25 protein-coding genes are annotated in these 23,410 nt (G+C 60.0%); 19 read left to right on the top strand and 6 right to left on the bottom strand.

All coding sequences use genetic code 11. The annotated features are described in order from the left end of the window. Positions 1 to 4 precede the first annotated feature (4 nt). From EKN07_RS10120 to EKN07_RS10070, 11 genes are all read left to right on the top strand, one after another. Entirely contained in the window at positions 5 to 1,738 is a 1,734-nt protein-coding gene (locus tag EKN07_RS10120) for a CTP synthase (protein WP_108715675.1), read from the top strand. Between the two features lie 8 nt (positions 1,739 to 1,746). Next, the gene (locus EKN07_RS10115) at positions 1,747 to 2,352 is read left to right on the top strand and encodes an NUDIX hydrolase (protein WP_108715674.1); all 606 of its coding nucleotides are present in this window, start codon (positions 1,747 to 1,749) and stop codon (positions 2,350 to 2,352) included. 245 nt (positions 2,353 to 2,597) lie between these two features. Beyond that, entirely contained in the window at positions 2,598 to 3,890 is a 1,293-nt protein-coding gene (locus EKN07_RS10110) for an Nramp family divalent metal transporter (protein WP_206435713.1), read from the top strand. Positions 3,891 to 4,016: 126 nt separating this feature from the next. Continuing rightward, complete coding sequence (locus tag EKN07_RS10105) at positions 4,017 to 4,715, top strand: helix-turn-helix domain-containing protein (protein WP_108715672.1); 699 nt, start codon at positions 4,017 to 4,019, stop codon at positions 4,713 to 4,715. Next, positions 4,712 to 6,163, top strand: coding sequence for a Fe-S cluster assembly protein SufB (gene sufB, locus EKN07_RS10100; RefSeq protein ID WP_126146315.1), 1,452 nt, complete (start codon positions 4,712 to 4,714; stop codon positions 6,161 to 6,163). The genes EKN07_RS10105 and sufB overlap by 4 nt, the downstream gene beginning before the upstream one ends. Beyond that, positions 6,163 to 7,335, top strand: a complete 1,173-nt coding sequence (sufD, locus tag EKN07_RS10095) for a Fe-S cluster assembly protein SufD (RefSeq protein ID WP_126146314.1) — start codon at positions 6,163 to 6,165, stop codon at positions 7,333 to 7,335. Before sufB ends, sufD begins: the two co-directional genes overlap by 1 nt. A 20-nt stretch (positions 7,336 to 7,355) precedes the next feature. Next, positions 7,356 to 7,685, top strand: coding sequence for a non-heme iron oxygenase ferredoxin subunit (locus tag EKN07_RS10090; RefSeq protein ID WP_126146324.1), 330 nt, complete (start codon positions 7,356 to 7,358; stop codon positions 7,683 to 7,685). A 14-nt stretch (positions 7,686 to 7,699) separates the two neighbouring features. Beyond that, positions 7,700 to 8,452, top strand: coding sequence for a Fe-S cluster assembly ATPase SufC (gene sufC, locus EKN07_RS10085; protein WP_108715669.1), 753 nt, complete (start codon positions 7,700 to 7,702; stop codon positions 8,450 to 8,452). Continuing rightward, complete coding sequence (locus EKN07_RS10080; protein WP_126146313.1) at positions 8,452 to 9,717, top strand: SufS family cysteine desulfurase; 1,266 nt, start codon at positions 8,452 to 8,454, stop codon at positions 9,715 to 9,717. Before sufC ends, EKN07_RS10080 begins: the two co-directional genes overlap by 1 nt. Further along, positions 9,717 to 10,190: a Fe-S cluster assembly sulfur transfer protein SufU gene (gene sufU / locus EKN07_RS10075; RefSeq protein ID WP_108715667.1), complete on the top strand. Its 474-nt coding sequence runs from the start codon at positions 9,717 to 9,719 to the stop codon at positions 10,188 to 10,190. The genes EKN07_RS10080 and sufU overlap by 1 nt, the downstream gene beginning before the upstream one ends. Then, positions 10,183 to 10,566, top strand: coding sequence for a metal-sulfur cluster assembly factor (locus EKN07_RS10070; protein WP_108715666.1), 384 nt, complete (start codon positions 10,183 to 10,185; stop codon positions 10,564 to 10,566). The genes sufU and EKN07_RS10070 overlap by 8 nt, the downstream gene beginning before the upstream one ends. A 54-nt stretch (positions 10,567 to 10,620) precedes the next feature. Here the strand turns inward: EKN07_RS10070 and EKN07_RS10065 are convergent, their stop codons facing one another. Next, the gene (locus tag EKN07_RS10065) at positions 10,621 to 11,514 is read right to left on the bottom strand and encodes a neutral zinc metallopeptidase (RefSeq protein ID WP_126146312.1); all 894 of its coding nucleotides are present in this window, start codon (positions 11,512 to 11,514) and stop codon (positions 10,621 to 10,623) included. A gap of 144 nt (positions 11,515 to 11,658) precedes the next feature. On the opposite strand from EKN07_RS10065, the gene abc-f reads away from it, so the two are divergent. Together abc-f and EKN07_RS10055 are read left to right on the top strand one after the other, a co-directional pair. After that, the gene (gene abc-f / locus EKN07_RS10060; RefSeq protein WP_126146311.1) at positions 11,659 to 13,272 is read left to right on the top strand and encodes a ribosomal protection-like ABC-F family protein; all 1,614 of its coding nucleotides are present in this window, start codon (positions 11,659 to 11,661) and stop codon (positions 13,270 to 13,272) included. Continuing rightward, positions 13,272 to 13,769 carry a histidine phosphatase family protein gene (locus EKN07_RS10055; RefSeq protein ID WP_108715663.1) on the top strand — a complete coding sequence of 166 codons (498 nt, stop codon included), beginning with the start codon at positions 13,272 to 13,274 and terminating at the stop codon, positions 13,767 to 13,769. The genes abc-f and EKN07_RS10055 overlap by 1 nt, the downstream gene beginning before the upstream one ends. Here the strand turns inward: EKN07_RS10055 and EKN07_RS13190 are convergent. From EKN07_RS13190 to glgC, 4 genes are all read right to left on the bottom strand, one after another. Beyond that, positions 13,738 to 13,935: a DUF6767 domain-containing protein gene (locus tag EKN07_RS13190; RefSeq protein WP_346962694.1), complete on the bottom strand. Its 198-nt coding sequence runs from the start codon at positions 13,933 to 13,935 to the stop codon at positions 13,738 to 13,740. The genes EKN07_RS10055 and EKN07_RS13190 overlap by 32 nt on opposite strands. Positions 13,936 to 14,199: 264 nt before the next feature. Next, entirely contained in the window at positions 14,200 to 15,027 is an 828-nt protein-coding gene (locus EKN07_RS10045) for a MerR family transcriptional regulator (RefSeq protein WP_108715662.1), read from the bottom strand. A 142-nt stretch (positions 15,028 to 15,169) separates the two neighbouring features. Continuing rightward, complete coding sequence (gene serB / locus EKN07_RS10040) at positions 15,170 to 16,120, bottom strand: phosphoserine phosphatase SerB (protein WP_240611192.1); 951 nt, start codon at positions 16,118 to 16,120, stop codon at positions 15,170 to 15,172. A gap of 65 nt (positions 16,121 to 16,185) precedes the next feature. Then, the gene (glgC, locus tag EKN07_RS10035; protein ID WP_108715661.1) at positions 16,186 to 17,436 is read right to left on the bottom strand and encodes a glucose-1-phosphate adenylyltransferase; all 1,251 of its coding nucleotides are present in this window, start codon (positions 17,434 to 17,436) and stop codon (positions 16,186 to 16,188) included. Positions 17,437 to 17,580: 144 nt separating this feature from the next. Between glgC and glgA the strand changes: the two genes are divergently transcribed. The 6 genes from glgA to EKN07_RS10005 all read left to right on the top strand — a co-directional run bounded on the left by glgA (position 17,581) and on the right by EKN07_RS10005 (position 22,828). After that, a complete protein-coding gene (gene glgA, locus EKN07_RS10030) occupies positions 17,581 to 18,819 on the top strand; it encodes a glycogen synthase (RefSeq protein ID WP_126146310.1) in 1,239 nt (412 codons plus the stop codon). Positions 18,820 to 18,864: 45 nt separating this feature from the next. Further along, positions 18,865 to 19,650, top strand: coding sequence for an ABC transporter ATP-binding protein (locus EKN07_RS10025; protein ID WP_108715660.1), 786 nt, complete (start codon positions 18,865 to 18,867; stop codon positions 19,648 to 19,650). Positions 19,651 to 19,761: 111 nt separating this feature from the next. Next, on the top strand, positions 19,762 to 20,232 hold the full coding sequence (locus EKN07_RS10020) for an NfeD family protein (RefSeq protein ID WP_108715659.1): 471 nt from the start codon (positions 19,762 to 19,764) through the stop codon (positions 20,230 to 20,232). Between the two features lie 9 nt (positions 20,233 to 20,241). Beyond that, the gene (locus tag EKN07_RS10015) at positions 20,242 to 21,462 is read left to right on the top strand and encodes an SPFH domain-containing protein (protein WP_108715658.1); all 1,221 of its coding nucleotides are present in this window, start codon (positions 20,242 to 20,244) and stop codon (positions 21,460 to 21,462) included. A 129-nt stretch (positions 21,463 to 21,591) separates the two neighbouring features. Next, positions 21,592 to 22,452: an RNA methyltransferase gene (locus tag EKN07_RS10010; protein ID WP_108715657.1), complete on the top strand. Its 861-nt coding sequence runs from the start codon at positions 21,592 to 21,594 to the stop codon at positions 22,450 to 22,452. Between the two features lie 79 nt (positions 22,453 to 22,531). Further along, positions 22,532 to 22,828, top strand: a complete 297-nt coding sequence (locus EKN07_RS10005) for a helix-turn-helix transcriptional regulator (protein ID WP_108715656.1) — start codon at positions 22,532 to 22,534, stop codon at positions 22,826 to 22,828. Positions 22,829 to 22,905: 77 nt separating this feature from the next. On the opposite strand, the gene EKN07_RS10000 is transcribed toward EKN07_RS10005, so the two are convergent. Continuing rightward, complete coding sequence (locus EKN07_RS10000) at positions 22,906 to 23,379, bottom strand: tRNA (cytidine(34)-2'-O)-methyltransferase (protein WP_205647207.1); 474 nt, start codon at positions 23,377 to 23,379, stop codon at positions 22,906 to 22,908. Positions 23,380 to 23,410 lie beyond the last annotated feature (31 nt).

Below are 23,410 nucleotides of genomic sequence, written 5' to 3'. Positions count from 1 at the left end.
TTCCGTGGAACAAACTTCGGCCCGGCTCCCGGGAAACCAGAACTCGATCACTCGTCAGATTTTCGTCACCGGCGGCGTAGCCAGTTCCTTGGGGAAGGGACTAACCGCCTCCAGCCTGGGGCATCTTCTTCGCGCGCGCGGCTTACGGGTTGTTATGCAAAAGCTCGACCCCTATATCAATGTGGATCCGGGTACTATGAATCCCTTCCAGCACGGCGAGGTGTTCGTGACCAAAGACGGCACTGAAACTGACCTCGATATCGGGCATTACGAGCGTTTTCTGGATATCGAGCTCTCCGGGGCGGCCAATTCCACCACCGGGCAGGTGTACTCTCGCGTGCTGGCGAAGGAACGAGCCGGAGAGTACTTGGGCGAATGCGTGCAGGTGATTCCTCATATCACCGATGAGATTATCTCCCGTATGCGTGCCCAGGCCGAACCGGATGAGGACGGCCAGGTCCCGGATGTGATTATTACTGAGATCGGGGGCACAGTTGGCGACATCGAGTCGCAACCCTTCCTGGAAGCGGCCCGGCAAGTACGTCAACTCATTGGCCGCGACAACTGCTTCTTCATACACGTGTCACTTGTCCCTTACCTTGCTGCTGGGGGCGAACTGAAGACGAAGCCGACCCAACACTCGGTTGCGGCACTTCGTTCCATCGGTATTCAACCTGACGCGATCGTCTTGCGCTGTGATCGGGAGCTTCCGGAGAGCGTACGGCAGAAGGTTGCACTGATGTGCGACGTCGACAGGGAAGGCGTTATCGAGTGTCAAGACGCCGCTTCAATTTACGAGATTCCTGTGACCTTACATAACGAGGGGCTGGACGCATATGTCGTGCGTCGACTCTCCATGAGCTTCCGCGACGTCGACTGGACGGTGTGGGACCGTCTTCTCGACCGGGTGCGCCATCCGCGTCAGGATATCACCGTGGCGCTTGTCGGTAAGTACATCGACCTGCATGATGCGTACCTTTCTGTGGCGGAGGCGTTACGTGCCGCCGGATTCCATCACTATGCGCGGGTGACCATAAAGTGGGTCGCTTCCGATACATGCGAAACGCCCGAAGGGGCGGAAGAGCAGCTTTCAGATGTCGATGCGATTCTTGTTCCCGGAGGCTTCGGCGTGCGCGGGCTGGATGGCAAGATCGGCGCATTGCGCTACGCCCGCGAAAACGGCATCCCAACGTTGGGAATCTGCCTCGGGCTGCAGTGCATGGTGATTGAGGCGGCACGTAATCTCCTTGGGTTAGCCGAGGCCTCATCGACCGAATTCGACCCGCAGACGCCCGATCCGGTGATCGCAACGATGGATGAGCAGCGCAAATTCGTCGATGGCACCGGCGATCTGGGAGGTACCATGCGGCTGGGTGCCTATCCTGCCGCCCTGGGAGAGGGATCGCTGGTTGCCGAGTTGTACGGAACTCTCCATGTTTCAGAACGTCATCGCCACCGTTATGAAGTGAATGCGCAATACCGGGATCGTCTTGAGGAGGCTGGTTTGCACGTGAGCGGGGTGTCACCGGACGGCGAACTCGTGGAATTCGTCGAACTGGACCGAACGCAGCACCCCTATTATGTGGCGACACAGGCACATCCGGAATTCAAGAGTCGTCCGACGAAGGCCCACCCGTTGTTCGCGGGACTGATCGGTGCGGCATTGACGCGACGGCACGGCGCCGTGCCAGAGACCGCCGTCGCCGAATTCACCCCGGCACATGCCACCGAATTGTAGGCGCGGGCATGGAAACGATAGAACTACGCGACCAGCCGACGCCGCTTCATGCCCGGGTCACCGTTAGTGCGGCGCCGTATCGTGGGCATATTTTCGATGTTCTTGTCGACGATATTGTTTTAGAGACCACCGGCGCTACGATGCGGCGCGAGTACATGAAACATGACGACGCCGTTGCCGTGGTTGCCCTACGCCCCGGAGTCACCGGCGAAGAGATTCTGCTGATCCGGCAGTACCGCCACCCGGTGCGCGCCATGATGTGGGAGATACCGGCGGGTTTGCTCGACGTAGAAGGGGAAGACCCCGGCACCGCGGCGCGGCGCGAGTTAGCCGAAGAAACCGATCTGGTCGCGCAAACATGGGAACCGCTGGTCCAATTCCTCACCTCACCGGGCTGCTCCGATGAAGGGATTCACGTGTTCCTGGCACGGGAATTGCAACCGACCGAACAGAGATTCGCACGAGAAGACGAGGAAGCGGAAATAGAGACGCATTGGTTCCCCTTGGGCGATGTCGTGCAAGCTGTTCTATCCGGCAGGCTACGTTGCCCGACGTTGGTGGCCGGAGTTCTCGCCTATTGTGCGAAGCGGGGTGTGACTCAGCGAGAAGGCTGACCGCAGCCGCGTTGCGATCCCCTGACGACGGACCGACATTTCCGCGCGGAAGCGCCCTGCGGGATGCGCCCTAGCGTAGCACTTGTGTTTGACCTGTGGTGGCAGGCATTCTCAGTGGTAATCGCGCATCACGCCCTCCCGTGTCGCATATGGCGCCAAGGCTACTCGCCTACTTCGACGCACTCCGTCGGTAATTCGGTGTACCATCAAAGAAGTTTCGGATGTTCGAAAATTGGTGGAACAGTATGGGCGAACAATCCCGGGCGGACCGGCACACTCCGCAGCCTGCAGAAACAGGTGGGGATCCTTCGACGTCCCGCGTAACGGGCGGGCGAAGAAGGTTCTCCCGGTTCACCATGCTGGGACCGGGCTTCGTTGCAGCCGTAGCGTATTTGGACCCGGGAAACTTCGCCACCAACATCACCGCCGGCGCCACATATGGCTACCTCTTAGTGTGGGTGATTGTGGGGGCCAACCTGATGGCCATGCTCATCCAGTACCTCGCGGCGCGGATAGGTGTGCTCACGGGCCGTACTCTGCCCGAACTCATTGCCGAGCACTCGTCGAATCCGGTGCGACTCGGCTACTGGCTGCAGGCCCAAGTGGTGGCGATTGCTACCGACCTCGCCGAGGTCGTTGGCGGTGCGCTCGCTCTCCAAGTGCTCACCGGCATGCCCCTCCTGCTTGGTGCGGCGATTACGATATGTGCCTCCATGGTGATCCTCATGCTGCAGGGCGAGCGAAGGCAGCGACAGTTCGAGCGGGTTATCATCGCGATGGTCCTGATTATCGCCGGCGGTATCCTCTGGGACCTGCTCGCCGCACAGCCGTCCTTATCGGGAACGTTGTCTGGATTGACGCCGCGCTTCACCGGAGCGGATTCCTTAGTACTCGCGGCGGGCATGCTTGGTGCCACGGTTATGCCGCATGCCATCTATCTGCATTCCGCGCTCGTACGCGACCGTTTCGGCCGAGTCATGGACGAGGCGTCGGTCAACAATTTGCTCCGGGCCACCCGCCTCGACATCGTGTTGTCGATGCTTGTGGCGGGAGCGGTGAACCTGGCGATGGTGCTTCTGGCCGCTGGTGCGTTGCGGGGCAGTGCGGGAACGGACACGCTCACCGGCGCGCACAGCGCGCTGCTTGCGGGCCTCGGTCCGGGAGCCGCCGCTGCTTTTGCGGTGTCGTTGTTAATGGCCGGATTGGCCTCCACCACGGTCGGCTCCTACTCCGGATCGGTTATCCTCAACGGGCTGCTGCGCGTGAATGCCTCACCGCTGGTTGCACGTTTGATCACCGCTGTTCCGGCACTCATTGTGCTGGCGTGTGGGGTCGATGCAACACGAGCCTTGGTGCTGTCGCAGGTTGTTCTGTCCTTCGGTATACCGCTGGTGCTCATTCCGCTTGTCGGACTCTCCGCGCGCGAGGGTATTGCCGGACGAAGTTTGCCGCTGAGTGTTCGTATTCTCACATGGATATGCGTGACACTCATTGTGGCTCTGAATGTGGCGCTTCTTATCGCAACCTTCCGCGGTTGATACTGCCAGCTCCGATCCTACGACGTGCGAAAGTTCTCATAGGACCTCCTGCCTAGATCGGCGGGGTTGTGGATTTTGGCAAGGGAGATATTGTTAAATATATAGGTCGTGGAGAAGGAGGGCTGTATGAGCACTCAGTTTGACGCTGACGAAGGCACCCGTCAGCGGATTCTACGCCTCATCATTGAACGTGGCCCGATCACCTCGGCGGAGCTCGCACAGATCCTGGTACTGACAGCGGCGGCCGTTCGGCGGCACCTGTCGCAGCTGGAATACGACGGCGAGATCGTGGAGTTCAGGGGTGCGAGTTCTCGCCCGGCGCGGCGCGGTCGTCCATCACGCCGTTACGTGGCCACCGAGCAAGGGCAGGCGGCTTTTGGCGATTCCTACGGTGATGTCGCGACACAGGCTCTGGACTTCATTGCTGACTCCCTGGGGGAGGCGGGTATCCGTAGTTTCGTCGACGAGCGCGTCTCCGGGCTTGAAGAGCGGTACCGGCCGACTGTGGAAGCGGCCGGTGCGAATCTGGAAATGCGAGTCGACGCTCTGGCCCGTGTGCTGACCCAAGATGGGTATGCGGCGAGCGTACGACGTGGACCACGTGGGTTGACGTTGCAACTGTGTCAGGGACACTGCCCGATTCAGGAAATAGCCACGGCATATCCGGTGTTGTGTGAAGCGGAGACACAAGCGTTCCACCGGCTCTTGGATGTACATGTTCAACGGCTTGCCACCCTAGCAGGCGGAGAGCATGTGTGCACCCTGACCATTCCGCTCGTTTCACGTATCCGTGGGACGTCTACTCGTGCGAGAGGACAGTCATGACACAAACCCGGCATGAAGCCGCGGTTGCCGAAGCGATTTCGGAGCAGAACGAAACCATCGAGGCACTCGCCAAGAAGTACACCTTCGGCTGGCACGACCCCGATGAAGCCGGTCAGGCGGCTCGACGCGGCCTCGATGAAGACGTGGTCCGTGATATCTCCGCCATGAAAGGCGAACCCGAGTGGATGCTGAAGAACCGGCTCAAGGCGCTGCGCCTATTTGAGAAGCGGCCGATGCCGACCTGGGGTGCGGACCTGTCCAGCCTGGACTTTGACGAGTACAAGTACTTCGTGCGCACAACCGACGGGCCGGCGTCGTCGTGGGATGATGTTCCAGAAGACATCCGGAATACTTATGATCGGCTGGGAATTCCGGAGGCCGAGCGCGACCGCTTGGTGGCAGGTGTGGCTGCGCAGTACGAATCGGAGGTCGTCTACAACCAGATCCGGGAGGATCTGAAGGAACAGGGCGTCATCTTCGTGGACACGGATACGGCGTTGCGCGATTACCCGGATCTCGTCAAGGAGTACTTCGGTACCGTGGTTCCCGTCGGCGATAACAAGTTCGCCTCTCTGAACACCGCTGTGTGGTCGGGAGGGTCCTTCATTTACGTGCCGCCGGGCGTGCACGTGCAGATTCCCTTGCAGGCCTACTTCCGAATCAACACCGAGTCGATGGGTCAGTTCGAGCGCACGCTGATCATTGCCGATGAGGGCTCCTATGTGCATTACGTTGAAGGATGCACCGCGCCCATTTATCAGGCGGACTCCCTCCATGCCGCTATTGTCGAGATCGTTGTCAAGCGTGATGCGCATGTGCGTTACACGACCATCCAGAACTGGTCGAACAATGTTCTGAATCTTGTGACGCAGCGTGCCACCGTAGCCGCAGGAGGCACGATGGAGTGGGTTGATGGCAATATCGGCTCGCGCCTGAACATGAAGTATCCGTGTTGCGTGCTGCTTGGTGAGCATGCCCACGGCGAAGCACTCTCGGCGGCATTCGCCGGTACGGGTCAACATCAGGACACCGGCGCCAAGATGATTCACTTGGCCCCGAATACCACGTCGTCTATTGTGTCCAAGTCGATTTCACGTGGAGGGGGACGTTCCTCCTACCGTGGTCTTGTCATGGTCGGGAAGGACGCCCGCGGTTCGAAATCAAACGTTGTATGCGACGCGCTGCTCGTTGATGATATCTCGCGTACCGATACCTACCCGTATGTCGATGTGCGCACCGACGACGTCGAAATGGGGCACGAAGCAACCGTGTCGAAGGTCTCCGAAGATCAGTTGTTCTACTTGCAACAGCGAGGCCTGAGCGAGCAGGAAGCCATGGCCATGGTGGTGCGCGGATTTGTCGAGCCCATCGCGCGCGAACTTCCGATGGAATACGCTCTCGAACTGAACCGTCTGATCGAACTGCAAATGGAAGGAAGCGTCGGCTAATGACTGATGTCACGGATCTTGCCAGAGCTGTTGACCATTCCCGGGCACAGCTCGCCGATGAAGGTATTGGCACCGGTTCGTCACGAGCTGATCGACCGACGTCGTTCTCTTCTGCCGACTTCCCGGTACCGAATGGGCAAGAAGAGGATTGGCGCTTCACCCCGCTGGAAAGGATGGAGGAGTTCTTCGCCGCGGATCTAGAGGGATCCCCGGCACGGGTTGAGGTCAGCGGCGCGGTATCCGAGACTGTGGGCAGAGATGATCCGCGCCTGGGAACGGTGGGGGAGCCGGAAGACCGCACGGGCGCCGTCGCCTGGGAGGCGTTCAGCGAGGCACATGTCATCACGCTGCCCGCAGGGCAGGATAGCGACGCCGTCGTCGGCGTGCATGCCGGCGCGGGGATGAACACGGCACACTTCTATATCGAGGCTGAACCCTCCGCGACTGGAACGGTGGTGTTGGAACACGATGGCGAAGGTCTGCTCACCGAGGGTGTGGAGATTCGTGCCGGCGATGACGCGGACATCACCATAGTCAGCGTCCAAGACGCGGCGCGATCTGCGCGTCACCTGTCCAGCCAGCGTATTGAAGTGGGACGGAACGCGAAGGTGAAACATATCGTCGTCACCCTGGGCGGCGATCTAGTTAGAGTCACCACGAGCCTGTCCTATGCTGGACCGGGCGGCGAGGCGAATCTACTCGGCGCCTATATCACGGACGCTGCGGAGCACCAGGAACATCGCTTGTTCGTTGACCACGAGCCACCGAACTGCTATTCGCGAGTGACCTACAAGGGAGCATTGCAGGGACAGGACGCGCATTCGGTATGGATTGGTGACGTGTTGATCGGTGCGAAGGCCGATGATACGGACACCTACGAGCTCAACCGCAATCTTGTGCTGACCGAGGGTGCGAAAGCAGATTCTGTTCCGAATCTGGAGATTGAGAACGGCAACATCGTCGGCGCCGGGCACGCCTCGGCAACCGGGCGCTTCGACGAGGAGCAGCTGTTCTACCTGCAGGCCCGTGGTATTCCGGAAGACATCGCCCGCCGCCTGGTGGTGCGGGGGTTCTTCGCTGAACTCGTGGAACAGATCACCGTGCCTTCCGTACGGGAGAAGCTCATGGCGGCTATCGAGTCCGAGCTGGACCTGGCAACCGGAAACGCGTAGTAAGGACACAACCAGTGAGTATGCAACGTGTGTGTGGCATTTTAGACGTGGAACCCGCGGCAGCCATCCAAGTGAAGGTGCCCAATGGCATCGGCGACCGTATGGCCGTGGTGATTGTGCGTGATTCCGATGGCAGTTGGCACGCATTGGGGGATACCTGCACACACGCCAACGTATCTTTGGCCGGGGGAGAGGTTGCGGAAGGGACGATTGAGTGCTGGAAGCACGGTTCGCCTTTCGACCTCGCCACGGGGCGCCCGCTGGCACTTCCGGCAACCGAACCAGTACCTGTTTATACCATCACCGTTCGTGGCGACGATGTCTTCGTCGACGTCGACTCCACACTGTAAGAGGAGAACATACCTTGTCCACGCTCGAGATCCAGAATCTTCACGCTTCGGTACAGACACCGGAGGGGCTCAAGCCCATCCTGCACGGCGTCAATTTGACTATTGGCGACGGCGAGATCCACGCCGTCATGGGGCCCAATGGCTCTGGGAAATCAACAACCGCCTACGCCTTGGCCGGCCATCCGAAGTACGTCATCACCGAGGGAAAGGTATTCCTGGACGGAGAAGACATTACGGATATGACGCCCGACGAGCGTGCGCGCGCGGGCCTGTTCCTGGCAATGCAGTATCCGGTTGAGGTACCGGGAGTCTCCGTGACGAACTTCTTGCGTACCGCCAAAACGGCGATTGACGGGCACGCGCCGAAACTGCGCGAATGGACGAAGCGCCTCAAGCAGGCGAGCGATACGCTCAAGGTCGATCCGGACTTCGTCAAGCGCGACCTGAACGTGGGATTCTCCGGTGGCGAGAAGAAGCGCACCGAGGTGTTGCAAATGGAGCTGCTGGAGCCGAAGGTCGCGGTGCTCGACGAGACGGACTCGGGTCTGGATGTGGATGCGCTCCGTGTTGTCTCACGGGGGGTAGTAGACGTGCATGAGAAGACGAACAACTCGATTCTTCTTATCACGCACTATTCGCGGATCTTGCGCTACATTCACCCCGATTTCGTGCACGTCTTCGCCGGCGGCAAGATCGTGAAGACGGGCGGTCCAGAACTGGCGGATCGGCTCGAGGAATCCGGCTATGACGTGTTCGTGGAGGCCTAATGTCGTATAGTGCCGTTCCGCGTTCCGACTTCCCGATCTTTGAACGCACCGTTCGGGACGGGCAGCCGCTCGTTTACCTGGATACCGGTGCCACCTCGCAGCGTCCGCGCCAAGTACTGGAGCGCGTGTGGGAGATGGATACGCACTTCAACGGCGCTGTAAAACGTGGTTCTCATCTTCTTGCGGAGGAGGCGACGACAGCTTACGAGGAGGCGCGGGTAAAGGTCGCAACCCTGGTGGGTGCCGATCCGGAGGAGATCGTGTGGACATCGGGCTCCACGCAGTCTCTGAATCTGATCGCATACGTGTTGTCTAACGTAGCGGCAGGACGGGGAGGCGTCGAGGCGCAAAGACTGCGTATTGGCGCGGGCGATAATGTGGTTGTGACCCGCGCCGAGCATCATGCCAACCTCATTCCGTGGCAGGAGCTATGCCTTCGCACCGGTTCACAACTACGTTGGATGGATCTGAGCACCGATGGGCGCATTGATCTGAATACTTTGAACGTTATCGACGAGCACACGCGGCTGGTGGCGTTCACTCATGTGTCGAATGTGTCGGGTGCTGTCTCTCCGGTCTTGCAGATAGTGCAAGCCGCACGCGCGGTCGGTGCTCTCACGGTGTTGGACGCGTGCCAGTCGGTGCCGCACATGCTGGTGGACTTCCACGGCCTCGGTGTTGACTTCGCAGCTTTCTCGGGCCACAAGATGCTGGGGCCAACCGGGGTTGGGGTACTATACGGAAGGCGCGAGCTGCTCGAGATTATACCTCCGTACCAGTTCGGCGGGTCAATGATTGAGCTGGTGACGATGGAGAAGACGACATATGCCTCGCCACCTGCGCGGTTCGAGGCCGGCACACAGCCCGTCGCTCAGGTGGTGGGACTCGCAGCCGCGGCTGACTACCTGTTGGCGGTGGGGATGGACAAGATCGCCGCCCATGAGGAAGATCTGACTCGCAGACTCCTCGATGGTGTTTCCTCGATCCCTGGCGTGCGTCTGCTTGGACCGGAGGACACCTCCAACCGGGGCGGAGCGGTGTCAGTGGACGTAGAGGGTGTACATCCGCACGATGTGGGTCAGTTCCTCGATTCCAAGGGTATTGCGGTGCGTGTCGGGCATCATTGCGCCCAGCCGATTCACCAGCACTTCGGGGTCTACGCCTCTACACGTGCTTCGCTCGGCCCGTACAATACATCAGACGAGGTGGATTTCTTCCTGGACCACCTGGCTGAGGTACGTCGATACTTTCGAGTGGGGGACTGATGGACGATATTGATGCGATGTATCAGCAGATCATTCTTGATGCGGCGCATGAGCGGCACGGTGAGGGCACACTTGAGCGGTTCGACGGTGAATCACTTCAGGTGAATACAACGTGCGGTGATCAGGTGAACTTGCAGGTGAAACTGAGTGAGGATGGCACGCAGATCTGTGCTATTGGATGGGACGGTCACGGTTGTTCCATCTCGCAGGCTTCAATCTCGATCATGACCGAGATGCTCGAAGGCAAAAGTGTCACCGAGGCGATGGATCTGTACGACATCTTTCGCCGCCTCATGGACTCACGCGGCGAAGAACTCGATGAGGAAAGCGAAGATAAGTTGGAGGATGCCGGCGCCTTCCTCGGCGTCGCAAAGTTTCCGATGAGGATCAAATGTGCACTACTGGGCTGGATGGCCCTACGTGACGCAACCGATAAGGCTGTGACAGCTACCCAGGGAGGAGACAATGCCTGAAGAACTGGAAGCGGCTCCCCAGTACACATCGGGAGACGCGGCTGAGGACGGGGTTCTGCCAACGCTTGGCGCGCCAACCGTCGACGATGTTGAGGAAGCATTGCGGGATGTCATCGACCCAGAGCTCGGTATCAATGTTGTTGATCTGGGTTTGGTGTACGGAGTGAATATCTCCGGAAGCAAAGTCGTCATCGACATGACGTTGACGTCTGCTGCATGTCCGCTGACCGATGTGATTGAAGATCAAGCTCATCAAGCGTTGGATGGGCTCGTATCATCTGTGCGTGTGAATTGGGTGTGGCTACCGCCGTGGGGCCCGGAACGCATCACGCCGGAAGGGCGGGAAATGCTGCAGGCTCTCGGTTTCAACGTCTGAAATCTTGAGCGGGTCCGGAATATTCGGATCCGTTCTGCAGTGCTCACAGGTGTCTCAGGGTGTGGTGACGCTCCAAGTGTTACAGGAAGCAATCGATCCGCCGTTGTAGCCGCGCATGAGCCATTGCATGCGCTTCTCCGACGAGCCGTGAGTGAATGACTCCGTGTTCACCGTGAGGTCGGCGTTCTCCATGATGGCGTCATCCCCCACCGCAGATGCGGCGTCAATCGCGGTTTGTAGCTCCGCCTCGGTGGGCGGCACGAGGAATGGCTCCCCGGACTCCGGGTCAATAGTGGTGGAGGCCTGGCGCAGCCACACACCTGCCAGGCAATCGGCCTGCAGCTCGGAACGTACCTGCGTGCTATTCGCCCCCGTGTCTCCACGCTCGATACGGTCAAGATAGCCGAGTTCGTTTTGCAGATGGTGGCCGAATTCGTGCGCGACGATGTATGCCTGTGCCAAGGTCGAATTCTCCGTATTGAACTGTGTTTCGAGCTGATTGAAGAAACTGATGTCCAGGTACACGGTCTGATCCGCGGGGCAATAGAAGGGCCCAATGGAGGCTGTGGCGTTGCCACAGCCGGTTACAGTCGCTCCGTCAAAAATAACGAAGGACGGCTGACTATATGCGGTCCCGGTCTGGGCAGGCAGAGCATCTGCCCAATAGGCGTCCAGTGACTCGGCGGTGGCTACCATCCAACATTCGGTGTGTGCATTCGCGTCCGCGCCGGTGCGGCATTCCTCGCTGTAATCTGCACCGTCGGCGGAGGTGACATTGTTGTTCTCGGTTCCCTGGAATGTGGAGGAATCGGGCATTTGCCCCGTTAAGAGGAAATACACGATCATGCCTATGATTCCTACTCCGCCAATACCTGCGTAGGTGGCCGAACCTCGTCCTCGGCGTTGTACGCGTGCGCCGTCGATTTTGATTCCGTCGTTCATGGACATGTTCCGAGCATAGCGACACCGGAACACCGACAGGTTGATATTCGCCGGGACGTTGGCAGGATGAATACTTAGAAGAATCCGTGCGGAATGCACGTCACACGCGGCGGAAATGCCGAGCCACGTGCTTCTCAGTAGGCTAACGGGGTGATCAACGCCCAGAACCTGACCATGCGCATCGGCACCCGTGAGCTGCTCGGTAACGCCAATTTCCGCGTCGATAAGGGAATGCGGATTGGCCTGGTGGGCCGTAACGGTGCCGGGAAGACGACGTTAACACGGCTTCTGGCAGGCGAAGGCGTCACGTCGGATGTTATCGAATACACCGGGACCATCACACGCTCCGGCGAGATTGGCTACCTGCCGCAGGACACGCACACCGGTGACGCCGATCAGTTGGCGCGCGACCGTATTCTCTCCGTTCGTGGCATTGACGCGACCATCCGACGTATCCAGAAGGCTGAACATGACATGTCGACGCTGAGCGGCGCCCGGCAGGTCAAGGCGATGGAACGTTACGTGCGCCTCGACCAGGAGTTCACGAACGCCGGCGGGTGGGCTGCCAATGCGGAGGCGGCGCAGATGGCGGCCTCTCTGGGACTGCCCGGTCGCGTGCTCGATCAACAACTGGGCACACTATCGGGCGGGCAACGCCGCCGGGTCGAGTTGGCACGTATCCTGTTCTCGCAGGCACAGACGCTCCTGCTCGACGAGCCGACCAACCACCTCGATCACGACTCGATTGTATGGCTGCGTGAATACTTGCGGAACTACCGCGGCGGCTTCGTGGTGATCTCCCACTCGGTTGAACTATTGGAAGACACGGTGACCACGGTATGGCACCTGGATGCCAATCGGGCGGCTCTGGACGTGTACAACATGGGATGGTCGGATTACCTTAAGCAGCGCGAGACGGATGAGCGCCGCCGCCGTCGGGAACGGGCGAACGCCCAGAAGAAAGCGAGCGCATTACTGGCACAGGCGGACAAGATGCGGTACAAGGCGACCAAGGCGGTAGCGGCACAGAATATGGCACGCCGGGCGGAGAAGATGCTGGAAGGACTCGAGGACGCGCGCAAGGCGGACAAGGTGGCACATCTACGTTTCCCGGAGCCGGCCGCCTGCGGCCGCACACCGCTGACGGCGCAGGGGCTATCGAAATCGTATGGTTCACTCGAGGTGTTTTCCGGCGTCGATCTCGCCATTGACCGAGGCAGTCGCGTTGTTGTACTCGGACTGAACGGAGCCGGCAAGACGACTCTGCTGCGACTGCTTGCGGATATTGAAGATCCGGATACCGGGCAGGTGATCGCCGGGCACGGTCTGAAAATCGGCTACTACGCGCAGGAACACGAAACTATCGAGAGCGCGCAGACCGTGGAGGAGAATCTGCGGCGTGTTGCTCCGGAACTCGACGATACCCAGGCGCGTTCCATCCTCGGTTCGTTCCTGTTTTCGGGTGATGATGCCGCCAAACCGGCGAGCGTGCTATCGGGAGGGGAGAAAACACGCCTCGCCCTGGCGATGCTGGTGGTCTCGGCTGCGAATGTCCTGTTACTCGACGAACCGACAAATAACCTCGATCCTGCATCGCGCACCGAGATTCTTTCGGCATTGACGCGGTACAAGGGCGCGGTCGTACTGGTGACACACGACGAGGGCGCGGTTCAAGCGTTGCGCCCCGAACGGGTGCTCATCCTGCCCGACGGCGACGAGGACCTGTGGTCGGATGACTATCTCGACCTGATTGGATTGTCCTGATGAACACTCTGATTCTCATGCGCCATGCACAGGCCGAACGGGGTGGACATGATTACGACCGACCGCTCAGCGGTGCTGGGCGTGAACAGGCCACCAGGCAGGCCGCGGCACTCGTCGCTCGGGTTTCGGCGGTGGACTTGGCAATTGTTTCCGCCGCGACCCGTACGCGGCAAACAGCGCGTGCCCTGCTCTCCGGCGGCTTACCTATTGCGAGGATGCTGGAAGAACGGAGTCTGTACGTGTGCGACTGGACCGGGGTTCTGGAGCAAATCCGGCGAGTTCCGAGCGAGGTGAGCACCCTGCTGGTTATCGGTCACGAGCCGACAATATCGCTGACGACCCGCCTTCTAACGGCGCCCACCTCACCGATTGCCTCGCAGTTGGGAGTCGGATTCTCCACGGCAATGGCTGCGGTGGGGGAGGCGCCGCAGTGGAGTGAGGTCGATCGCTCCAGTGTGCGCATGGTCAGTGCGCTGCGCGCCCCTCTAACCCGATAGCGGCGGGGACCGGAGCCAGGGGAGCGTCCGCGCGCAATTCGGCTTTCAAATCCGGGTCGGACATGACCAAAGCAACCGTCTGGCAATCCTCCGGGCCGGTCACATAGGCCTGACACAGTGTGCAGGGCTCACCGTAACGCAGGAGGACACTGCGGCATATTGGCACGCCGTCGCGCACGTGTGGAGGCACGATTATTCTCGGTCAGCGTATCCAATTTAGAAGGTCACCGATTCGCTCTTGTCGAGTGTGATGCGAGGATTCTGTGTGCTGCGAGGACTCTGCGAGCGGGGCGAGAGCCCGGCGGCCAGCACGGCACGAACGGTCACCAGCATCGAATATAGCGGCGGTGTGCGTGTCGGGCCGCTTGGTGCACGGGCTCTCGCACTATCGGTCACACAATGGCATCAGATTTCAGCTGCGTACCCCCTTTCAGCCGTGTAGCGGCATATAGACCTCCGTTATAAGCTCCTCCGCTGGCACGGAGTCGGGCATATTGAGGTAAAGATTGAATGCACGGGCGGCCAGCGTGCCGTCGGCGAGAGGAACCAGCCCGTCGTTGGCGAGGCGGTCAGCGATCAGATCATGCGCCTGCGTGATTTGATCATAGGGACCGACCACACGTGCAACAAGGCAGTCCCTCTCCGGCAGATCATGCACCACTAACGGTGGAGCAACTTCGGTTCCGGGCGCGATCGGGAGGAAGATCTCCTCGTCGACATCGTGTTCGATGTATTCGTCGTGATGCTCGATAACACCGCACGGACCAGTGGCCTGCAAGCCCTGCCGGGTGATCTCCGGCATCATCCGCTGCCATAGCAGACCCTCATCGGCATAGGTCGGAACGATGCCCCGGAGGGCCACGATCGTCATGGCGGGAATAACCCGGCGCTCGATAGTAATGGACATGGTAGATTCTCCTTCGATTAGTCGGTTGATAAGAGTCAGCCGAGCCTGGGCGGCGCGCGTCTCCCCGAGCAGGGTCTCGCGTTGGAGTTCCAACGCGGACGACCATGCCGGGGTTCCGCGGGCGGCGAGGAGAGCTGAGATGGCGGAAACGCCGAACCCGACGTCGCGTAGATTGCGCACGTCGACCGCATCCTGCAGTTGATGTGGAGCATAGCGACGGTATCCGGTCCACGGATCCACATCGGCGGGTATCAGAACGCCATGAGCGTCATAGTGACGCAGCATCCGCACGGACAGACGAGTCAGGTTGCTGAACTCGCCAATCGTCATGAGTCTCGTGGTTTCGGCCATGGCCCCAGTATGGGGTCTGACATTGTGGCAGGGTCAAATGCGGCATCGACCGGCTCAGGCGATACCGCATGTGGCTTTGAACCGTTGATGCAGGGCGTGGTTGTGGACTTGCCGGGCTTATGCGCATGTGGCGGTCGAGCCGCTACTCGGCGCGCGTGTCACGAGGCGTGGAGGAAGAAGACTCAGCGGAGTCGGTGTCCCAACCGAGTAAGGCGAGCAACATGTCAAGTCGAGGGATGGTGATGGCAGCATCGGCCTCTTCGAGTACGACGGGTTTGGCACAGAATGCCACCGAGAGTCCGGCGATTCGCATCATGTCGAGATCATTGGCGCCGTCGCCTACCGCAACCACCTGTTCCAGGGGAATCGCGAACTCGTCCGCCCAGGCGGTGAGGGCCTCGGCTTTCGCCGCTCGATCGATAACCGGTCCCCGTGTATGCCCGGTAAGGAGCCCGTCGCTGACCTCCAGGCGGTTCGCGAGTACCTTGTCGATGCCGAGTGGCTCAGCAACACGATCTACCACTTCGTGAAAACCACCGGACACCAAGCCGAAGTATCCGCCCTGAGTGTGGACCACTCGAACGGTTTCAGCTGCCCCTGCGGTCAGGTCAACACCCGCAGCGATGTCAGAGAATACGGAGTCAGGTAGGCCGGCCAGGGTTGCCACCCGTTCGCGTAGTGACTGGGCGAAATCTAATTCTCCGCGCATGGCACGTGTCGTGATCTCGCGGACCATGCTCGCCGTACCGGCAGCCGCAGCCAGCATCTCGATGACTTCGCCCTGGATGAAGGTGGAATCGACATCGGTAACAATCATGCGTGGCCCGTGCACGGCGAGCGGGCCGGTAAGCAGGGCACAGTCCACGCCCAGCGCAATGGCGGGCCCGCGCAGCCGGGAGCGTACTTCGTCCAGGTCCTCCGGCAATGGCGCCGTCGTTGTGAAACTCCGTGTGTACAGGCCTGCAGATCGTGGCGCACTCTCAACGGCGCCGCCAAAGGCCTGTGTGAAGGCGTGACGCGTATGCGTGAGCAAGCCGTGCGGCAAGGGCCGCAAGGATGCGAGCGAAAACCGAACCGGGACGACGTCGGACATAACAGCAGTGTATGTGTCCGCGCCGCCCCGGTATGAAGATAGTCGGAAAATGAGTCCGGTGTCCGCTAGGCGGTGACGTGGGCGCCCTTCGGCACCACGGTCACGCCGCCGTCCGAAACATAGAAGCCACGTGCACGGTCGTGATCATGGTTGACACCCAGCTGTGCACCCTCGTCGATCGTCACGTACTTGTCAATGATGGATCGCACCACGGTGGCATTGCGCCCCACGTTAACGCCGTCGAGCAGGACGGATTCGCGCACAGACGACCAGGAATTGATGCGCACTCCCGGTGAAAGCACCGAACCGATCACTTCGCCGCCGGAGACGATAACGCCGGGTGAGATGATCGAGTCGAGCGCGTGGCCGAGGCGCTCGTGGTGGCCGTACACGAACTTGGCCGGCGGAAGCCCGGTATAACCGGTCAGTAGCGGCCAGCGGTTGTTATACAGGTTGAACACTGGGCTGACCGAGATGAGATCCATATTGGCTTCATAGTAGGCGTCAATCGTTCCCACATCGCGCCAGTAGTTACGGTCGCGATCACTAGCCCCCGGCACGTCATTGAAGGTGAAGTCGTAAACGCCGCAGTTTCCGTCGTCCACGAACAGAGGAACGATCGAGCCGCCCATATCGTGCTTGGAGGACTCGTCTTCCGCGTCGGCGACAAGGACTTCTCGTAGCGCTTCGGCGTTGAAGACGTAGTTGCCCATGGAGGCGAGGAACTGGTCGGGTGCATCCGGCAGACCAAGGCCGGTGGTGTCTTGTGGTTTCTCTAAGAATTCCGCCACCTTCAGCGGATTCTGAGCATCAGTATTGATAACGCCGAACGACGGCGCCAGGGAGAGCGGCTGCCGAATGCCGGCGACGGTCAGGTCGAATCCGGAGTCGATGTGCTGCTCCACCATCTGCGAGAAATCCATGCGATAGATGTTGTCGGCACCGGTGACGAGAACAATATCGGGGTGTTCGTCATCGAAGACGTTCAACGACTGGTAAATGGCGTCAGCGGAGCCGAGGTACCAGTTCTTTCCCATTCGCTGCTGCGCGGGCACCGGCGCGATGTAGTTCCCGAGCAGGTTGGACATGCGCCATGTGCGCGAGATATGGCGGTCAAGCGAATGGGACTTGTATTGCGTAAGCACCACGATCTTCAGATATCCGGAGTTGACGATGTTGCTCAGAGCAAAGTCAATGAGGCGGTAGATCCCACCGAAAGGTACTGCAGGCTTCGCGCGGTCCTGCGTAAGCGGCATGAGCCTCTTACCTTCACCTCCGGCGAGAACAATGGAGAGAACTTGCGGGTTTGCTTTCATATAGCCAGCTTATGCGAAAAAGTGATGAATCGCACGTCATTCTCACGTAATGTAGAGAGGTCTGCGAACGTGGTGCCGGAGCGCGGTAGAGTAGTCCTACCTACCTCGGCGACGACGCCCCGGAACAAGGAAGGAATAGAACTTATGCGCGTTGATCTGCTTACCCGCGAATACCCGCCTCATGTATACGGAGGCGCAGGTGTTCATGTCACCGAACTGTCCCGAGTACTTGCCAGCCGGGCTGAAGTTCATGTGCGTTCCTTCGATGGGCCGCGCGGTGCCGACGAAGCCGACAAAGTTCCGGCATTGGTGACGCTGCACGGCTACGACTACCCGCAGTCGCTCGATAGCGCAAATGCGGCGATCCGTACACTAGGCGTTGACCTCCAGATGGCTCAGGATTGCCAGGGGGCAGATATCGTTCATTCGCACACCTGGTATGCGAATATGGCCGGTCATCTCGGAGCCTTGTTATATGAGGTCCCGCATGTCATCTCGGCCCATTCTCTGGAACCCTTGCGTCCTTGGAAGCGTGAGCAGTTGGCCGGTGGGTATAACCTATCCTCCTGGGCGGAGAAGACGGCCTATGAAGCCGCTGCCGGGATTGTCGCCGTCTCCAGTGCGATGCGCGACGATATTCTGCGCTGCTATCCGGAGATTAATCCCAAGCGTGTGCGCGTTATTCGTAATGGCATCGATTTGGACAGTTGGCAGACCCCGAAAACGGAGGAGGAAATCGCGGCAGCACGGGAGTATTTCGCCTCCTACGGGTTGGACCCGGACAAGCCGACAATCGTCTTCGTTGGGCGCATCACCAGGCAAAAGGGTGTGCCCGGTCTGGTGCGGGCACTCGGCAAGGTATCGCCCGAGATTCAGGTAGTCCTATGCGCCGGTGCTCCCGATACACCGGAAATTGCGGCCGAGACTCGCGAGCTGGTTGAAGACTTGCAGGCGCGTCGCTCCGGCGTGGTGTGGATCGAAGATCACTTACCGCGGCGGCGTGTCATTCAACTTGAATCGTGCTCGACCACCTTTGTGACACCGTCGATTTACGAGCCGCTGGGAATTGTCAATCTGGAGGCTATGGCGGTCGGCTTGCCTGTGGTCGGTACGGCGACCGGCGGAATCCCCGATTGCATTGACGACGGCGTAACGGGCACCCTCGTGCCCATCGAGCAGCTGAACGACGGTACCGGAACCCCCCTGAACCCCGACAAATTCGAGGCCGACCTGGCGGCGGCGCTGGAAGACATGTGTTCTGATCGGCAGCGGGCGCGGCAGATGGGCCTCGCCGGTCGGCGTCGGGTAGAAGAGGAATTCTCCTGGGAGTCGATTGCAGATGCAACGGTCCAGTTCTATGACGACATCATCGCTGGTCTATGAGGTCTGATCGCCAAGCGCGGGCAGGGAGCCGGTAGGCTTAGGACCATGGGGGACGTTCTCACATTACGTGACGTTGCGGTGCGCCGTGGCGGCCGGAATATTGTTGACGGTTTGACCTGGGATGTGAATGCGGGAGAGCACTGGGTGATCCTCGGCCCTAACGGTGCGGGAAAGACAACCGTTGTCCAACTCATTTCCGGGCGGATGCATCCCACGCGGGGCCAGGTTGCGATTATCGGGGAGCGTTTGGGAGGCGTTGATCTGCGTGAACTACGTCCACTGGTGGGACTGACATCCGCCGCCCTGGACCAGCGCATTCCTCCGGGAGAGAAGGTGCTGGATGTAGTGCAAACCGCTGCTTATGGGAATCTGGCACGGTGGCGGGAACAGTACGATGAGGAGGACACGCGGCGCGCCGAAAAGTTGCTAGGCGAACTCGGCGTAGCCGCGCTGGCGGATCGCAGTTTCGCCACGTTGTCATCGGGGGAGCGGAAACGAGTCGGCATTGCGCGCGCACTCATGCCCAACCCGGAAGTCCTAGTACTTGATGAACCTGCATCCGGGCTGGACCTGGGTGGACGTGAGTCGCTGCTGCTAACACTGACAGCGTTGGCAGGAGATCCTTTTTCTCCCGCCACGGTGCTCGTCACCCATCATGTGGAGGATATTCCACAGGGTTTCACGCATGTCATGCTGTTAGCAGATGGTCGTCTTTTCGCAGCCGGGCCTATCGAAGAGATCTTAACCTCCGCTAACCTGAGTGCGCTGTTTGGAATACCGCTGACTGTTGCGCGTGACGGCGGTCGTTTCAGCGCCCGGGCAAACGTGTAGTCACGCAGTGAGTTCTCTTGGGGATTACTCCCCAGGGCCTGGGGCTGCTGTTGTCACCGAAGGCGGTTAGACTGGGTCCGATTGACAGTGCCACTCGAGAAGGGAGTACCCATGAGTTGGGAAATTTGGGGCATTATCGCTCTCGCATGCGTCATCATCGAGACATTCACGGTCGACTTCACCTTCCTCATGTTTGGCGGAGCGGCCCTTGCCACAGCGATTCTCGCTGCCTTCACCGGTGAGCTGGTATGGCAGATCATCATGTTCTCCGTAGTGGCGGCCCTGTTGGTCTTCTTCGCACGTCCTTGGGCAAAGCGGCACATTAATCCGCGGGGCGCAGCAGCGGGGAATGTATACGCGCAAGTCGGGAGGTCAGCGCATACGGTGACGGATGTGGACGAACGCGCGGGTCGTGTGAAGATCGGCGGTGACGTCTGGTCTGCACGCACCAACGGCGAACGGATTGAACGGGGCACGGATGTCGTCGTCTTGGCAATCGATGGCGTCGTCGCGGTTGTGGCCACACATGCGGACGCAACGGGAAGCGGGCGGCCGACACCGGAGAACAACGAGACTAGGTAAAGGAGTTACATGAATTTCAGCGAGAACCCGGCGGGAAGTTTCTTCCTTTTGGTTTTGATTCTGCTACTCGTCCTCGTCGTGATCGCCGCATTCCGCGCGGTGCTTATGGTGCATCAGGGCTATACGGTAATCGTTGAGAGGCTTGGCCGGTACCACAAGACGTTGCAGCCTGGCCTGCACTTCCTGGTGCCGTTCCTTGATTCGGCTCGCCAGCGCATTGATATGCGTGAGCAAGTGGTGCCTTTCCCACCGCAGCCGGTGATCACGTCTGACAATATCAATGTGTCGATCGACACGGTTATTTACTATCAGGTGACGGTTCCGGAGGCCGCGACTTACGAGATCGCCGATCCAATGACGGCTATTGAACAGCTGGCCGTGACCACTCTCCGTAACATCATCGGCACCATGGACATGGAGCAGGCACTCACCGGACGGGATCAGATCAATGGACAGCTTCGTGGCGTGCTGGACGAAGCCACCGGACGGTGGGGAATCCGGGTGTCACGTGTTGAGTTGAAGGCTATTGATCCGCCGCCGACCGTGCAGGGAGCGATGGAACAGCAGATGAAGGCCGAGCGTGACAAGCGCGCTGCGATTCTGACGGCCGAGGGTGAGAAGCAATCCGCTATTCTCCGAGCCGAGGGTGAGAAGCAGTCGCAGATTGTTACCGCTGAGGGTGAGAAACAGTCGGCCGTTTTGCGGGCAGAAGGTCAGGCGCAGTCCACCATCCTGCGGGCGCAAGGTGAATCGAAGGCTATTTTGCAGGTCTTCGAGGCTATTCACCGTGGCAATGTGGATTCCAAGTTGCTCTCCTACGAGTACCTGAAGACTCTGCCGCAGATCGCAAACTCGAGTTCCTCGAAGTTGTGGATCCTTCCGACAGAGCTTACGGCGGCGCTGCAGGCAGTGTCCCGTGGCTTCGGCGGTGACGCCGATGGCGAGGGACCTGGTCATGTTGACGCTGAAGGCGCTGCCGATATTGCGGAGTCGCTGGCAGAGACTGCTCTGCCCGATATCGATGAAGCGTTGGCAGATGCGAAGGGCGCGGTGAGCAAGGCTGCGGACGAGGCTGATGCGTCGGTTATTGCCGCCGGTGAGCCGTTCAATCCTGCTTCCGAAGCCGGACAACGTCCGAACTTGCCGAGCGGCCCGGATGCCCCGGAGCCTCCGATACCGCCGTTCGATCCGAACGATCCGCTCGGCGGAGGAAACCCGCTGCAGCGGTAGACGTACACGCCATGGGGCCGGAGCGATGTCATTCGTTCCGGCCCCTTCTGGGCGACGACGCGACTGTGTGCGTTTCAAGCACACGTGTGCACATTTGAGCGGCTGAACGGAGCGTGGCAGGCTGAGTGCGTGCTTGTAAGCGTTCGTGATCTGAATGATGAACGACTGGTCGACTACACCGGTTTAACCGATGTGGCTCTACGACGCCGCTTGGAGACGGCGCATGGTCTATATGTCGCCGAGTCCACCAAGGTGATTGTCCGCGCCATTGCCGCTGGTCATGTGCCGCGTTCCTTTCTCACCGCAACGCGGTGGCTTCCCGACCTGATTCCGGCTATTGAGAAGGCCACGGGTGCGCCCGACGGCGGTGCGACCCCGATTTTTGTGGCGGAAGAACACGAGCTGGAGCAGATAGTCGGTTTTCACCTCCATCGAGGCGCGCTGGCCTGTATGAATCGACCGCCGCTGGAAGATCCATTGCAGCTCCTGCGGCGTGTTGGCGACGACGGCGCACATCGCATTGTCGTTTTGGAAGGCCTCGTCGATCACACGAACGTCGGAGCGATCTTCCGCTCTGCGGCCGCGCTCGGTGTGGATTCGGTGCTTGTGACGAACGATTGCGCCGACCCCCTCTACCGGAGATCGGTGCGAGTGTCGATGGGGACGGTGTTTCAAGTCCCGTGGACACGAATTGCGGACTGGCCGCATTCCATGGCGCGGCTGCACGAGGTCGGCTTTGTTACCGCGGCGCTGGCGCTGGATGAGGATGCCGTGCCGTTGGATGACTTCGCTGCGCTTCCCCGTTGCTCGGGGGCCGATTCTCGCCTGGCGCTGATTCTAGGAACCGAAGGTGCAGGCCTACGCAAGTCGACAATAGGGCATGCCGACTACCGCGTGACTATTCCCATGGCAGGAGACGTCGACTCGCTCAACGTGGCTGCTGCCAGTGCCGTTGCCTGTTGGGAACTGCGCTATCGCCGGTCGGCGTGAGGTGCGGAGAATGAAAAAGTGCTGGTCAGCGGGGTATACCCCGTCGTCATAGAGGGGTTTACCCTCTGAAGCTAGGGGTATGGCTGAGTCCTCCCCTCTTGAAAGGTATTTCGCGTCGGTGCTGGCGGAAGCTTTGCGGCGCCGTCGGCGGGAACTCGGACTATCACAAGAGGAAGTTGCGTTGCGCGCAGGTATAGACCGCGGGCACTATCAGCTTATGGAGGCGGCGCGTTCTGATCGGCATTCGAATAAGGCGGCTAACCCGCGGTTCTTTACTCTGCTGCGTCTGGCGGAAGCGCTTGAGATACCGGTTGACGAGTTGCTGGGGCCGGTTGCAGAGGCGTACGAGGGTGGATCTGGAACCTCCTGGTTCTAGAAGCGCGCCGCTGTGTGGCATATGCCAGCGGAGGCCACCGGCGCGCGGTGAACTTCGGGTGCGAGCTCGGCATCGTATCAAGAGAAATCGGATGCGCCCGCGTAGCCGTTTTGCTTCCATGCCTCGTATACAGCTATCGATGCGGAGTTTGTCAGGTTGAGCGAACGAAGACCGGGCAACATGGGAATTCGCACCGCCTGCGTTATCGTGGGATGGCTGATGATCCGCGCGGGCAGTCCGCTTGGTTCAGGGCCGAATAGGAGCGCATCACCCGGCTGGTAGGACGCCGCGGCGAAGTTGTTGCTGGTGTGGCCGGTGAAGGCAAAGACACGCGCGGGTACAACGGTGCCGAGAAATGCATCGAAGTCTCGATGAATATGAACATTGGCGAGATCGTGGTAGTCGAGACCGGCCCGTTTCAGATGCGTGTCAGAGAAGTCAAAACCAAGCGGCTCAATGAGGTGAAGAGTGGAACCGGTGCAAGCGGCAAGTCGGATCGCGGCGCCAGTATTTCCGGGGATTCGGGGTTCGTAGAAGACGATATGAAACACGCCCATAGCTTAACGGCGTCAAGGCAGCTGA

The sequence above is a fragment of the Actinobaculum sp. 352 genome (assembly GCF_003957265.1).
GTDB lineage: Bacteria > Actinomycetota > Actinomycetes > Actinomycetales > Actinomycetaceae > Asp313.
The sequence above is the reverse complement of the archived record's forward strand: the minus strand, read 5'-3'. Positions and strand labels throughout refer to the sequence as shown.